Genomic DNA, 13,609 nt, shown 5'->3' with positions numbered 1-13,609 from the left:
GGGGGTCACGCGCCGACCGGTATCGGATTTTCGACAAGGCTCTGGTTGAAGGCTTCAAACAGGGCGTGTTCGTTCGCACCGGGATTGTCGCGCAAGGGGCGGATCGCGTCCACAAGCACCTCATAATCCTCTGTCGCCAGCGCGCTGAGGGTCTGCGCCACGAAGTCGGTCAGAGGCATGGCCCGGGGGTCGCCGCTCTTATAGATCAGGTCGGTATCGACCCACGGAGGGGCGATTTCCTGAACGCGGACATTCGTGTTGCGTAACTGAAAGCGCTGCGACATGGCATAGGAATGCAGGGCGGCCTTGGTGGCTGAATAGATGGCATTGCCCGCCAGCGGCACAAAGGCCAGGACGCTGCTGGTGTAAAGGATGGTCGCCTCCGGCCGCGTTTTCAGGTGGTCAATCAGGGCTGAGGTGACGCGGATCGGCCCCAGCAGATTGGTGGTGATCAGGTCCTGCGCGGTCTGGTCATCGACGGGCCCCGATACGTCGTCAAAGGGCATGAAGCCGGCATTGTTGAAGACGACATTCAGGTCGGGATAGGTCCTGATCAGGGTTTCCGCCGCCGTGGCAATGCTTTCGGGGTCGGTGACATCGAGCGTAAGGGCGGCCATGCCCGGATTGGCTTCGGTTACGGTTTTCAGCAGATGTTCGCGGCGGCCGGAAATAATGACCGTGTTGCCGAGACGGTGGAAGGCTTCGGCCAGACCGCGGCCAATGCCGCTGGTGCCGCCGGTGATGAAGATGGTGTTGCCGGTGAGTTTCACAGGATCAGTCCTTATAGGGGTAGGGGGGTATCTCAGGCCGTCAGGCCAAAGCGCGGGGCCGGGTGGGTGGCCGAAAGTTGCGGACCCAGCGCGCGGCGGGCGGCTTCGAAACGGTCCCACAAGTCAATGTCCTTAAGGGCCGGAATGGTGCTGATCTCGCCCTTATCGAGCCCGGCCAGCGCCGCATCGACCATCTCATCGGCGGGCATCACGATTTCGCTCGGCAGGTGCTCGACCGGCAGGCCGCCCAGCGCCCAGAAGTCGGTGCGCGTGGCCCCGGGCAGGACGGCCTGAGCGCGGATACCCTTGTCTGAAAGCTCATGGTTCAGCGACGTGGTGAAGGCGTGGACGAAGGCTTTGGTCCCGCCATAGACGCCGTTCAGCAGTTCCGGAGCGACGGCGACGATGGAGGCGATATTGATGATCGTACCGCCGCCACGGGCCACGAAGCCGGGCACCGCGGCATAGGTCAGCCGCATCAGCGCCGTCACATTAAGGCGCACCATCGCTTCCATGCGTTCGACATCGCTGTCCAGAAGCGGCGTATGGGTGCCGATCCCCGCATTATTGACCAGAAGCGTCAGGCTGGCGTCTTCGCGCAGCACAGTCTCGACCCGGCGCAGATCGGCCGCGTCGCCCAGATCGGCCGCCAGAACCTCCACCGCGCGACCGGTGCGGTCGGAGATAGAGGCGGCGAGGGCCTGAAGTTTTTCGGTCGTGCGGGCCACCAGAATAAGGTCATAGCCCCGATCGGCCAAACGGTCGGCATAGATCGCGCCGATGCCTGTCGATGCGCCGGTGATGAGTGCAGTGCCTTTGTGGGTCATAGTCGTCTTCCTGTTGAGATGAGCGCACCGTCGCGCTCGGCACAGTCCTTATGGCGTATTTGGAAAATGTCTGATATGACGTAGAAACGACGTTTTTAGGACACGCTAGGTGGATCAGACCCATGCCCCACGTTTCGATGGTACTCACACCGGGTTTTCAGTTTCTGGCGCTTGGCGTTCAGGCGGCCTTTGAGCTGGCCAACGTCCTGACGGCGGAGCCCTATTACACCCTCTCCCTAACCTCGGTTGAGGGCGGGCCGGTCACTTCATCCAGCGGTTTCTGCGTGCCGACGACAAAGCTCAGCGAGGGAGAGCCGGTGGATACGCTCCTGTTGCTGGCGGGCCTGACGCCACCCCCGCAGCAGAGCGAAGCCACCCTCGAAACGCTGCGCGCCGCCGCGCGAACCTCACGGCGCGTGGCGGGGCTGTGTACGGGGGCCTTCCTGCTGGGACAGATGGGCCTTCTGGACGGGCGTCGGGCCACCACCCACTGGTCCTATGCGCGAGAGATGCGCGAAGCCTTTCCGGGGGTGCGGGTCGAGGACGACCGCATCTTTATCAATGAGGGGGCGATCTGGACCTCAGCGGGCCTGACGGCGGGGCTGGATCTGGCCGTGGCGCTGGTGGAAAAGGATTTGGGCCGCGACATCGCCGGCGCGGTGGCGCGGCGGCTGGTCATGCATCATCGCCGGGCCGGCGGGCAATCGCAGCATTCGGAGCTTTTGGAGCTGGCACCCAGCAGCGACCGCATCCAGAAGGCGCTGATCTATGCGCGTGCCCACCTGACCCACCCCCTGACGGTCGAGGAACTGGCCGAAGTGGCCGCGCTGTCGCCGCGTCAGTTCAGCCGCGCCTTTCGCGCCGAAACGGGCCAGACGCCGGCCAAGGCCGTGGAGCATATCCGCCTGGAGGCCGCGCGCCTTCTGCTTGAAGACAGTCGTCACGGTCTGGAGGCGGTCGCCCGTGAAACGGGCTTTGTCGATTTAAGACGCATGAGGGAGGCGTTCATGCGCGCCTATGGTCAGCCGCCTCAGGCCGTTCGCCGTTCCATGCGCGCGGCCTGAGGCGACCTCACTTTCAGGGCGTCAGTACGACCTTGATGCAGCCATCGGCCTTGTCACGGAAGGTCTTGTAGAGGTCTGGCGCGTCGTCCAGCCGGCCGCGATGGGTGATGAGGAAGGTCGGGTCGATCTCCCCGCGCTCGATTTTATCCAGCAGGATCGGCATATAGCGGTGGACGTGGGTCTGCCCTGATTTGAGCGTCAGCCCCTTATTGACAAAGGCCCCGAACGGCACGGCATCGAGATAGCCGGCATAGACGCCGGGCATTGAGATGGTGCCGCAGCATCGGCAGGACAGGAAGGTTTCGCGCACCACATGCGGACGATCCGAGGCCAGCTTGACCGCCTGTTTCACCTTGTCGATGACCGCGTCCACCGACCCGTGCCCCGCGGCTTCGGTGCCGACTGCGTCGATACAGCGATCCGGACCCCGCCCGCCGGTCATTCGGTTCAGCGCCTCATAGACGCCATTGGATTCCTCAGAAAAGTCGAGGATTTCGGTCCTGCCATCGGCGGCGGCAAGCGCCAGCCGCTCGGGCACTTCGTCAATGGCGATGACGCGGCCGGCCCCCAGCATCCACGCCGACCTGATCGCGAACTGTCCCACCGGGCCGCAGCCCCAGACGGCGACCGTATCGCCGGGCTCAATATCGGCATTTTCCGCCGCCATATAGCCGGTCGGGAAGATGTCGGACAGAAAGAGGACCTGTTCGTCCGACAGATGGTCGGGCACTTTGAACGGGCCGACATCGGCGAAGGGTACGCGCACATATTCCGCCTGCCCGCCGGAGAAACCGCCCAGCATGTGGGTATAGCCGAAGAGGCCGGACGGCGAATGGCCCATAGCCTTGGCCGCCATCTCCGCATTGGGGTTTGAGCGTTCGCAGCACGAGGTGAGGCCTTTGCGGCAGAAAAAGCAGTCGCCGCAGGCAATGGTAAAGGGCACCACGACGCGATCGCCGATGCTGAGATTGGTGACCTGTGAGCCTTTCTCCACCACGATCCCCATGAATTCGTGGCCAAGGATATCGCCAGATTTGAGACTCGGCATCAGGCCGCCATAGAGGTGCAGGTCCGACCCGCAGATGGCCGTAGAGGTGACCTTGATAATGGCGTCACGCGGGTCGAGAAGTCGGGGATCGGGTACGGTATCGACGCGAACGTCGCCCACACCGTGCCAGCAAAGCGCTTTCATGGTCTGTCCTTGAGGATAAGGGGGAAGGGGGAAGAGGCCGGGGAGCCAAAGAAAGCGCGATACTGCGCCCCCCTTCTTGTGGAATGCACAGCGGGAGGCCGCCCCACTCTGTTCCTTTTCCCTCAAGACGCGCTTTTAGCCGCTCTTTAGGAACAGGCAGGTTTCACAAACGGCATGGCATTTTTAGAGCGCGTGGCGTTTGACTGACGGCACCCGACACCGAACGAGGTATGCCCATGCGACCTTCTTTTCTGCGACGAAACGGTCTGTCGATCTTTGTGCTCATCTTCTTCGGGCTGTTCTGGGCGGCTCAGGCCCTGACCGGCTGGGGCGTCTATAATGAGATGCGAACCGAGGAGGGGGCGGCGGCCATCGGGTTTGCCGCCTATCTGACGACCGGCAATTTTATCGAAGTGACGTTCGAGAACTGGGAGAGCGAGTTCTTCCAGATGGGCGTCTATGTGCTGGCCACGGTGTGGTTGCGTCAGCAGGGCTCATCGGAGTCGAAACCGCTTGAGGGCGACAGCGACGTCGATAAGGCCCCGCAAGCCCACGCGCGGGCACCGTGGCCGGTGCGCAAAGGTGGCTGGGTGCTGGGGCTCTATAAATACTCGCTCAGCTTGGCCTTTTTAGCTTTGTTTCTTTTGTCCTTTTCGCTGCACCTCTATGGCAGCTACCGCAATCAGGTCGAGGAGGCGGTCTTAAAAGGGCAGCCCACAGAAGGGCTTGGCGCCTTCCTGTCCGGCCCCACCTTCTGGTTTGAATCCTTCCAGAACTGGCAGAGCGAGTTTTTGGCCATTGGCGCGATTGTGCTGTTGTCGATCTGGCTGCGGCAATACGGCTCGCCGGAGTCAAAGCCGGTGGATATGCCGCACGACGAAAATCCCTGATTGTGCGAACCGGAGTCCCCCATGAACCCGACCGACAAAGACCTCAAAGACCCCAAGGGCGGAGGCAATGAGTCCGACAACGCCAATGTGCATGTCGATTTAAAGCCCGGCTGGAAGAAGCGGCCGGACCAGTATCCGCAGGCCGGGGAACAGCTCGGTCCACACGATCGCGGCGAAAAACAAGATGCGCGTAAAGGCTCTGATTGACCGCATTCTGATCGAGCGGGGAGGGGGGCGTATTTGTTCCTTCCCCCACCGTCCCTAAGTTCTCGGCGTCATCCGACATTCCCCCCTATTGCGGAGCCTGATATGCCGAAGATCAAAACGCTTGAAGACGCCTTTATCCATGAACTGTCCGATATCTACAGCGCCGAAAAGCAACTGACCAAGGCGCTGCCGAAGCTGGCGCGCGCCGCCACCCATCCGCAACTGGCCGAAGGTTTTACCCAGCATCTGGAGGAAACGCAGGGCCAGATCGAGCGCATTGACCAGATCGTCGAAGCGCAGGGTCTGAAGCTGAAGCGCGTCAAATGCCTGGCCATGGAAGGTCTGGTCGCCGAGGGCGGCGAAACCATTGAAGAGATTGAAAAGGGTCCGGTGCGCGACGTCATGCTGATCGTCGGCGCGCAAAAGGTCGAACACTATGAGATCGCCGCCTATGGCAGCCTGATCACTCTGGCCGATCAGTTGGGTTACGCCGACGCCTCCAGCCTGCTGAAAGAGACTCTGCAGGAAGAAAAAGCGACCGACGAAAAGCTCAACGGGCTGGCCACGTCCGAGGTCAACCGTCAGGCGCTCGAAGCCGCTGCCGAGATCGAACCGGCGCAGTAGGTCTCTGTTACTCATCTACTGAAAACGCTTCGGCCAGAGTGATGACCCCTTCATCAGTCTGGCTTTTTTAGTACCCGTCGCCGTGGAATGATCGATAAAGCTGGATTTATAGATCAAAAAATACCACTATTTTGATCTATAAATAGGGTGGTTATACATCATGACGTGGAAATGGCAGCTCGGGGACTGCCCCATTTTCTTTGGGGAGCGCACACAATGAGGGCGGCCGAAGCGGCCGTAAATCAGGGCGCGGCCTGGCCCTCGGACTGGCTGAACTAACTGACCCTCTTCGCGTCAGCGTGCCGGACGAGATAAGGGGATGCCGGGCGGCTAATCTGGAGCGTCCTACAATGCGATGCTGCGCTCTCCACGTCGCATTTATCTTCATCGCGGCCTTGCATATTGGCATATCCGAGAACGAAGTGCGGGCACTGGTTCTCTTCTCGCTCATCACCCACTTTGCCGCACTCATAGTCTTTAACCGGCCCTACTTTGCCTCCCTGTGAACCGCCGTAACCGGCCAAACTCTGACGTGCTGTATGTGTTATCGGGTGTTGTGACGATGGTGGCCGTAACGCGGCTGTGGCCGGGGGCCCGCGATATGTTTCGCTCTGGGAGGCTGTAGTGGAATCAGCTCGCCGTGAGTCTGGATTGCGGGATGACGGCACTGATCGGCCCGGAGAGTGTCATACCCTTCAGTCCGAGCTCGAACGTCACGACCTGTTCTGGATGACGGGTTTAGGGACCTCATCAAGCGATTTAAGCCCTCGTCCATGATAGACAAGAGCCTTCATCGTGGTTTTAGGCGAGCCCGGAGAATGTCTGCGCTCACCAGAGCCTTTAACAAGCTGGATGTTATTGTCCATCTGAGGTCACCTTTGTGATCCGACCGCTAGCCTTATCAATCAGCAGATACTGATTATCGACATGGATCCAGCGATAGCCGCGCTTCGGCGGCTTCAGGTGGCGGGCCTGCCAGCCGGTGACAATATAGTCGCCACGTCTGAAGGCTAAGGGCAAGCGGTCCCCGTGAGCCCAACGGCGACTATAGCGGTCATCGTTTTGCGACACGACCTCTGAAACCGTTCCGTTTTCGGTAATCAGTCCGAATTGGTGGCTGTCATTTCGTACCCAGTGTGACCCTCTGGCCGGAGTAGCCAGATTTCGACGCTGCCAGTCCGCCACCGTGTACGGGCTCTTCTGGTAAACGTCCGGGACCTTATCACCTTTGAGCCAGGGCCCGTGTCGTGCCGCCTGACCACCTTGGGCGTGTGTATCCGGAGCGCCGGGCACCTGCGGTGGGGGTTTCGAAAGGGCGGGGGCGGCCAGGCTCGTTGCGGCGGCCAGCGCCAGGGTGAGGGCGTATTTCATGATCGACCGTTCCTGAAAGGGCTAAGGCTAGATCCGCGTTCGCTCTTTTTGATCGCTAGGCGCGACGCAAGCGGTTCCCAAACTAAGCCCTTAGGGTGGGGAACGGGAGCATCGGGATCTACTCTGAGCCCCAGACCTCTGCTCACCAGAAAGATGTAAATGGGTTAAAGCCCGTGCTGACAAACAGGACGGCCAGTTCTGCTCAGGTAGTTTCCGAACCTTTAGTAGCCCTTAGGTGTCGTCTACCCTTAGCGCTGAGCATGAATTGGAGCGACCATGACCAAAGCCAAAAATCTCGCCCACCGCGAACCCCGTAAGCCTAAACAAGTAAAGGTAGCTACCCCGTCACAGACCCCCCTGTTTAGTCGCAGCATCACCGGAAGCGGCAACTCGCCCAAGAAGGGGAAAGGGCGTAGCATCCTCAGCCTCCCGGCAGCTCTGACGCCGCCGCAAGACCGATGAAGCGCTTCTGTTCGCTAATACGGTACAACGCCTGGTTCTGGAAAGTTAAGATATGACCAGTTTGCCTCCAGACTTGGAAGGCGATATTCCACGCCTTCGGATTTTACTTCAACGTGCCCTCGAGGTTGAAGCGGTTGATAAGCCATTGTCTATTCAGACCTCTCAGAGGCCTGCTGAAGAGACAAGTCTTGAACGCAGAGTTCTCGCGCATGAAAGAATTTTGCAAATCGTAATCGCACATTTGGTGCAAAGCGAGCCCAATTTACTCTCTCGTCTTAATGACGTTTTTATCACTCCAATGAAAATGGAGAGATGTGAAAATGAATATACGAACACAGAAAGCTTTGCTGAAGAGTGCGTTAGGGCTATAATATTGATTAATGATGTCAAAATTAAATAAATTTATATTAAAAGTGATTTGAATTTTATTGAATGAATTCATTATTAATCACTACAAGCTGTGGGTTTCAAATTTCCAAATTGAATTTTACATTGAATAAGTAGATTCCGAACCTTTTCGGATTTATCAAAAATTGATTAAATCAGTAGCCTGCGGTCGTCGCCGCGAAGCTAAATCGCGTTTTGTACATTTTAGGTCAGGGGCGGTGGCCAGGGGGAGACGCGAGGAATGTATCCTCTGTTTTGACTATAAGAGGCTAAGAATGAATACGCGAAAAGATCCCAGCGGCGGTGATCGCGGGCCGTTAAACGCGCCTGAGACTTCCGGCACACTTCCGCCTGGAGTTGCTCGCTGGGTTGGAGAGGACGCGGCTAACCGCGCGTTAAATGCAGAACGACGAACATCCGGATTGCGCGAGCAGTTCATCGCTGTGCTGGGCCACGATCTTCGAAATCCCCTTTCCGCGATTGTTTCCGGGCTGGCGGTAATGTGCAATAGCCCCCTGAATGACCGCCAAACGGAAGCCGCGAAATTGGTTGAGGCAAGTGCACTGCGAATTTCGACGCTTGTTGACGACCTGATGGATTTTGCGAGAGGTCGGCTGGGCACGGGAATGGTGGTCACCTGTGACGATGTGAATCTGGAGCCTGTGATCGCGCACGTTGTTAATGAGCTCAGGGTCACTCACCCGTCAAGAGACATAAGCTTACAGGTTGAACTGCCCGAGGTGATTAGCTGCGATCATCGGCGCTTGTCGCAGCTCTTATCCAATCTCATCGCAAACGCTTTATTCCACGGAAGTCAGGCGGGTCCAGTCACAGTCAAGGCATCGGTACAAGAGGATCGATTTGCCTTGTCGGTCGGCAATCAGGGGCTGCCGATTCCGCTCCCGGAATGCGAGAGACTGTTTTTGCCTTTTGCAAGAGGGGAGCGAGGCGCCCGCTCAGACGGGCTTGGCCTGGGTCTTTACTTATGCTCTGAAATCGCTCGCGCCCACAACGGAGGCATAAGAGTGGTTTCCGACGCTAGCCAAACGGTTTTTACATTTGAGATGCCGCTACCTCTGCGCCTGGCGTCCGGGAACATCAGAGAGCATTAAGACGAATCTCATTTAATACGCGTAAAGCGATGATTTTAATTTGCGTTTAATTTCCTGTAACTTGGAAGTTTTATTTATTTTATTTGCATTTTGGCATTAAAAAATGTTGAGGATTGAGTCAAAAATTGACAATTATTTAAAAATGCTTCAATGTGCGCCGGCGAATATTTTTACCTGATCTTGTCGTGGTCTGCCTCCGCTATAAGGTATTAGGCTTTACACCTGAGGCTCCATGACCGCCGCCGACAGACCGTCAGAAGAGCGCCTTCGAGCTGTCGATAGATCGACTGAAGGCGGGGGTGAACCTTTCGAGGCATCACCCGCTCGGTTTGTCGTCGTTGGTGTTGGCGCCTCGGCGGGAGGTCTGGAGGCCTGTCGTGAACTGTTCGCTGCCATGCCAGGCGATGCCGGTCTGGCCTTTTTGCTGGTTCAGCATCTGGCCCCTAACCATGAAAGCCTTTTGGTTGAGCTCCTGACAGGACGAACCGTGTTGAACGTCTCGCAGGCGTCCGATGGGGTGAGCATCGAGCCGGGTCACCTCTATATCATACCCCCGGGAGCCTATCTGGCCGTGGCTGAAGGTAAGCTGTTGCTTTCCCCACCCCCTCAGCCCCATGGCTTTCGCCTTCCTTTTGATTTTCTTTTGCAATCCATGGCGACCGAGCTGGGCCCCCGTTCAATCGGCATTGTGCTGTCTGGCATGGGCGCGGATGGAAGTGCAGGGCTTAAACCTCTGCGAGACGCCGGCGGATTCGTTATCGTTCAAGACCCGGAAGAGGCCGGTTTTGCTGCCATGCCCCGAAGCGCGATTCTCACGGCGTGCGCCGATGAGGTTCTAAAAGTCAGGGATATTCCCGCAGCTCTCATGAAACGCGTTGCCGATCTCAAGGCAGGCCTTGTGCCACCTATGCCGCCATTGCCTGGCAAGAGTTTAAGCGCGGAACCGTCGGTGCCGCTCGGCGATCCCTTAGCCGAAATCCTTGCCCTGTTACGCCATTCAACCGGCCACGATTTCACCAGTTATAAGTCCGGGACCGTTAAGCGGCGAACTCAACGGCGCATGGCAATGGCAGGACTGCCCGAAGCCAATATGCGGCAATATCTCGACCGCCTGCAGCAGGACGCAGGAGAACGGCTTCTTCTCGCCAATGATTTTCTTATCAATGTGACCCGCTTTTTCCGGGACCCCGAGGTTTATAGTTTCCTCGCTTCGAAAATAGCTCCCGAACTGATCTCTAAATGTCCCACTGACTTGCCTCTAAGGATTTGGGTGGCTGGTTGCAGTACCGGGGAAGAGGTTTACTCTCTCGTCATGGTGTTCAGAGAGGCAATCGAGGCGGCCAAAAGCGCATTGAAATTGCAAATTTTCGCGTCGGATATTGATGCTGACGCTGTGGCGATCGCTCGCGAGGGCTTGTACCCGGATTCAGCCATGGGGGAGATGTCGCCGCAACGCATAGCGAGGTTCTTTACAAAAGAAGGTGACCACTACCGGGTTTCGAGGGAAATACGTGGAGACGTGGTATTCACGGTTCACGATGTTCTGAATGATCCGCCGTTTTCGCGTCTTGATCTGATCTCATGCCGAAATCTGCTTATCTACCTGAAATCCGAGGCTCAGACAAAGCTCCTCTCTCTTTTTCACTTCGCCCTCCTCGATCAGGGCGTCTTGCTATTGGGGGCCTCGGAGACCCCAGGCAGCGGAGAGCCCTCCTTTTCAGTGATCTCTAAGGCGCAGCGACTTTACCGAAAGGACGGCCGCAGCCCGCCCAATTACGTTTCGGTGAGGCCTCGCGGCAAAGATATTTGGCCCCCATCAAGCCTTAGGCCAGGCGATCAGATCAGTCCGGGCCCCGCCACTCTGCTGAACTTGTCGCAGAAGGCGGTCATGGAGGCGTTCGCGTCCGCTTTTGTCCTTATAAATGATCGCTGTGAGTGCCTTTATTTTACAGGTGAGACTGACCGGTATCTCGCGATGCCGCGCGGGCCGGCTGTTCTGGACCTGTTGTCACTCGCGCGGGAGGACGTTCGCACCAAGCTGAGAGCCGCCATTCAGCAGGCAGTACACGAGAAAAGGCCCGCGAACGTAAAGGACGGTCGCCTTCAGCACGGAGGTGCCGATTTCGGATTTGAAATCACCATACTCCCGATCCAAAACGACGGACAATTGCTGTACCTGGTGTGTTTTGTCGATACGCCCCCAACGCCCCCTTCAGCAATGCCAAGGCGAGGTGCGCCACAAATCAGTCAGATGGAGGCTCTTGAGTTCGAGCTCGAATCCACACGGAGCGAGTTGGGTTCCGCTATTCGTAACCTCGAAATGTCCACAGCCGAGCAAAGGGCAGTCAATGATGAGTTGCTCTCGGTCAACGAAGAACTTCAATCAACAAATGAAGAGATGCTTACCTCTAAGGAAGAGTTGCAATCTCTGAATGAAGAGCTGACCGCCCTCAACAGTCAGTTACAAGAAACCCTGGAACGGCAAAGGACGACCTCTAATGACCTCCAGAACGTGCTCTACAGCACGGATATCGCAACACTTTTCCTCGACAGAGACCTGAATATCCGTTTTTTTACGCCGGCCACGCGTCAGTTGTTCAGCGTCATCCCCGCAGACATAGGGCGTCCGCTGGCCGACTTAAGATCCCTCGCAGACGATGCAGACCTGTTAGCGGATGCCAAACGTGTCCTTACCGAGCTGTCGCCTGTTGAACACGAAATCCGCGGCGAGAATGAAGCCTGGTACGTGCGTCGGATCCTGCCTTACCGGGTGTCCGATGAAGGCGTCGATGGTGTCGTGATTACGTTTGCCGACATCACCGAGCGGCGCAAGACGGCTATAGCCCTTGAGGCCGCTAAACAGGAGGCGCAACGAGCCAATGCGGGGAAGTCTCGTTTTCTGGCTGCCGCGAGTCATGATTTACGTCAGCCTCTGCAATCCCTAAAGCTGATCCAAGGGCTGTTGCTGCGTTCGGTGGAAGGTGAACACGCCCTTAAACTGGTTCAGCGTCTGGAAGGTATCCTTTCGGCCATCACCGGCATGTTGGACTCGCTGCTCGACATCAATCAGATCGAAGCAGGAACAGTGCATGCAGAAATATCGAGCTTCCCTATTAACGATCTGCTTTTTCGGGTTAGGGATGAATTCGTTTATCACGCTCAGGTACAGAAGTTAGAATTCATTGTGATTCCCTGCCGCGTGAGCGTGATTAGCGATCCGCAGCTTCTCGAGCAGATGGTCAGAAATATTCTCAGCAATGCCTTAAAGTACACACACACGGGCAAGGTACTGGTTGGCTGTCGCCGGCATAACCAGTCCATTACTGTTGAAATATATGATACAGGCATCGGCATATCGCCAGCCTCACTTACCGATATATTCAATGAATATGAGCGGCTGCAAGTCGGCAAACAGGACGATAACAACGGTTTAGGTCTCGGGCTGTCGATCGTTCAGCGCTTGGGGGTGATGCTGAACCACCGTGTGCGCGTTCGGTCTCAGGAAGGGCGGGGTTCGGTTTTTTCGATAGAGGTTCCCATCGACAATGAAAAGAAGGGAGCCGCAGACGTCCATCCGCGTCACGTCCCGACGCACAAGATGCCGCACGCTAAGACCGGGACCGTTCTCGTTATTGACGACAATCGAGATGAGCGTGATCTTATCGAACTGATGCTGACAGCGGTAGGGTATCTCGTCTATGCGGTGGCGGATGGGGATGCGGCTCTGGACCTGGTTAAGCGTCTCAAGCTTCGACCCGATTTGATCCTTAGTGAATTTAGCTTTCCAAGACCCCCAAATGGTCTGAAAGCCGTCGAGAGCCTCCATCGGGTCTTGCATACACCTTTGCATCCGCCCGTACCCGTAATCATGATTACGGCCGATATGAGTACGGCCACCCGAACCCTAATTGATGAAAGACAATTTGCCCGTCTTACCAAGCCTGTTGCCCCGGTCGTTATGGTCGAAGCCGTCCAGTTTGCCCTCGCCAACGCACGCGCCAAGGCTAAAGAGGCCGCCCCCCTCGAACGCTCTTCGGCAGCAGAGGGAGCAACTGTTTTTGTGGTTGATGATGACCCGATTTTCCGAGAGTTCGTGACATCCATACTTTCCCAAGCCGGGAGACATGTGAATGACTTCGGCTCATGCGAAGATTTCCTTGCCGCCTATGTGCCTGGATCCGAAGGGTGCCTCCTCATCGATGCCTACTTGCCCGGGATTAATGGTATCGAGCTTCTACAGCGTTTGGCCGAGGCAGGGCACCATCTCCCCTCGGTCATGATTACAGGTCGTTCGGATGTCGCTATGGCTGTCCTTGCCATGAAGGCCGGCGCCACCGATTTCATCGAGAAGCCTATCTCCCCGCACGATTTACTGGCGACGGTCGCGCAGGCACTCGAAATTTCACATGATGAGAATCGTCGTTACGCGTGGCGCAAGGATGCGGCCGCTGTTTTGGCGACGTTGACCACGCGTCAAAAGCAAATCATGGATCGAGTTCTGGCTGGTGATCCCAGTAAGAACATAGCGGCGGATCTTGGTATCAGCCAACGCACTGTTGAAAACCATCGAAACGCAATCATGAAAAAGACGAAGTCCAAATCCATGCCCGCTTTGGCGCGCTTGGCGTTGGCAGCGTCGGGCGGCGAAACGGTTTAGGTTGGGCCGATTTAAACGGTTCCTCGGCCACTTCAATTCATCCTCT

Annotated in this window: 11 protein-coding genes; 7 read left to right on the top strand and 4 right to left on the bottom strand. The window is 57.2% G+C overall.

Annotation, left to right across the window (positions count from 1 at the left end):
- Nucleotides 1-5: 5 nt before the first annotated feature.
- Together AACH73_RS17935 and AACH73_RS17930 are read right to left on the bottom strand one after the other, a co-directional pair.
- Nucleotides 6-770 carry an SDR family NAD(P)-dependent oxidoreductase gene (locus tag AACH73_RS17935; RefSeq protein WP_338736386.1) on the bottom strand — a complete coding sequence of 255 codons (765 nt, stop codon included), beginning with the start codon at nucleotides 768-770 and terminating at the stop codon, nucleotides 6-8.
- 32 nt (nucleotides 771-802) lie between these two features.
- Nucleotides 803-1,597 carry an SDR family oxidoreductase gene (locus tag AACH73_RS17930; protein WP_272741031.1) on the bottom strand — a complete coding sequence of 265 codons (795 nt, stop codon included), beginning with the start codon at nucleotides 1,595-1,597 and terminating at the stop codon, nucleotides 803-805.
- Nucleotides 1,598-1,719: 122 nt separating this feature from the next.
- On the opposite strand from AACH73_RS17930, the gene AACH73_RS17925 reads away from it, so the two are divergent.
- Complete coding sequence (locus AACH73_RS17925) at nucleotides 1,720-2,661, top strand: GlxA family transcriptional regulator (protein WP_338736385.1); 942 nt, start codon at nucleotides 1,720-1,722, stop codon at nucleotides 2,659-2,661.
- A gap of 13 nt (nucleotides 2,662-2,674) precedes the next feature.
- On the opposite strand, the gene AACH73_RS17920 is transcribed toward AACH73_RS17925, so the two are convergent.
- Nucleotides 2,675-3,853 carry a zinc-dependent alcohol dehydrogenase gene (locus AACH73_RS17920; protein WP_338736384.1) on the bottom strand — a complete coding sequence of 393 codons (1,179 nt, stop codon included), beginning with the start codon at nucleotides 3,851-3,853 and terminating at the stop codon, nucleotides 2,675-2,677.
- A 236-nt stretch (nucleotides 3,854-4,089) separates the two neighbouring features.
- Between AACH73_RS17920 and AACH73_RS17915 the strand changes: the two genes are divergently transcribed.
- From AACH73_RS17915 to AACH73_RS17905, 3 genes are all read left to right on the top strand, one after another.
- Nucleotides 4,090-4,743: a DUF6766 family protein gene (locus tag AACH73_RS17915; protein ID WP_338736383.1), complete on the top strand. Its 654-nt coding sequence runs from the start codon at nucleotides 4,090-4,092 to the stop codon at nucleotides 4,741-4,743.
- Nucleotides 4,744-4,764: 21 nt separating this feature from the next.
- On the top strand, nucleotides 4,765-4,950 hold the full coding sequence (locus AACH73_RS17910; RefSeq protein WP_338736382.1) for a hypothetical protein: 186 nt from the start codon (nucleotides 4,765-4,767) through the stop codon (nucleotides 4,948-4,950).
- 102 nt (nucleotides 4,951-5,052) lie between these two features.
- The gene (locus AACH73_RS17905; protein ID WP_338736381.1) at nucleotides 5,053-5,574 is read left to right on the top strand and encodes a ferritin-like domain-containing protein; all 522 of its coding nucleotides are present in this window, start codon (nucleotides 5,053-5,055) and stop codon (nucleotides 5,572-5,574) included.
- 855 nt (nucleotides 5,575-6,429) lie between these two features.
- Here the strand turns inward: AACH73_RS17905 and AACH73_RS17900 are convergent.
- Entirely contained in the window at nucleotides 6,430-6,945 is a 516-nt protein-coding gene (locus tag AACH73_RS17900; protein ID WP_338736380.1) for an RcnB family protein, read from the bottom strand.
- A 514-nt stretch (nucleotides 6,946-7,459) separates the two neighbouring features.
- Between AACH73_RS17900 and AACH73_RS17895 the strand changes: the two genes are divergently transcribed.
- From AACH73_RS17895 to AACH73_RS17885, 3 genes are all read left to right on the top strand, one after another.
- Nucleotides 7,460-7,807: a hypothetical protein gene (locus AACH73_RS17895; protein WP_338736379.1), complete on the top strand. Its 348-nt coding sequence runs from the start codon at nucleotides 7,460-7,462 to the stop codon at nucleotides 7,805-7,807.
- A 262-nt stretch (nucleotides 7,808-8,069) separates the two neighbouring features.
- The gene (locus AACH73_RS17890) at nucleotides 8,070-8,906 is read left to right on the top strand and encodes a HAMP domain-containing sensor histidine kinase (protein ID WP_338736378.1); all 837 of its coding nucleotides are present in this window, start codon (nucleotides 8,070-8,072) and stop codon (nucleotides 8,904-8,906) included.
- 232 nt (nucleotides 8,907-9,138) lie between these two features.
- Nucleotides 9,139-13,563 carry a chemotaxis protein CheB gene (locus AACH73_RS17885; protein WP_338736377.1) on the top strand — a complete coding sequence of 1,475 codons (4,425 nt, stop codon included), beginning with the start codon at nucleotides 9,139-9,141 and terminating at the stop codon, nucleotides 13,561-13,563.
- The last annotated feature ends 46 nt before the right edge of the window (nucleotides 13,564-13,609 follow it).

This window comes from Asticcacaulis sp. DW145, assembly GCF_037101385.1.
GTDB lineage: Bacteria > Pseudomonadota > Alphaproteobacteria > Caulobacterales > Caulobacteraceae > Asticcacaulis > Asticcacaulis currens.
The sequence above is the reverse complement of the archived record's forward strand: the minus strand, read 5'-3'. Positions and strand labels throughout refer to the sequence as shown.

Coding starts and splice junctions, on each gene's coding strand:
- AACH73_RS17925 (WP_338736385.1), top strand. CDS start 1,720: ATGCCCCACGTTTCGATGGTACTCACACCGGGTTTTCAGTTTCTGGCG.
- AACH73_RS17905 (WP_338736381.1), top strand. CDS start 5,053: ATGCCGAAGATCAAAACGCTTGAAGACGCCTTTATCCATGAACTGTCC.
- AACH73_RS17890 (WP_338736378.1), top strand. CDS start 8,070: ATGAATACGCGAAAAGATCCCAGCGGCGGTGATCGCGGGCCGTTAAAC.
- AACH73_RS17885 (WP_338736377.1), top strand. CDS start 9,139: ATGACCGCCGCCGACAGACCGTCAGAAGAGCGCCTTCGAGCTGTCGAT.
- AACH73_RS17895 (WP_338736379.1), top strand. CDS start 7,460: ATGACCAGTTTGCCTCCAGACTTGGAAGGCGATATTCCACGCCTTCGG.
- AACH73_RS17910 (WP_338736382.1), top strand. CDS start 4,765: ATGAACCCGACCGACAAAGACCTCAAAGACCCCAAGGGCGGAGGCAAT.
- AACH73_RS17920 (WP_338736384.1), bottom strand. CDS start 3,853: ATGAAAGCGCTTTGCTGGCACGGTGTGGGCGACGTTCGCGTCGATACC.
- AACH73_RS17930 (WP_272741031.1), bottom strand. CDS start 1,597: ATGACCCACAAAGGCACTGCACTCATCACCGGCGCATCGACAGGCATC.
- AACH73_RS17915 (WP_338736383.1), top strand. CDS start 4,090: ATGCGACCTTCTTTTCTGCGACGAAACGGTCTGTCGATCTTTGTGCTC.
- AACH73_RS17900 (WP_338736380.1), bottom strand. CDS start 6,945: ATGAAATACGCCCTCACCCTGGCGCTGGCCGCCGCAACGAGCCTGGCC.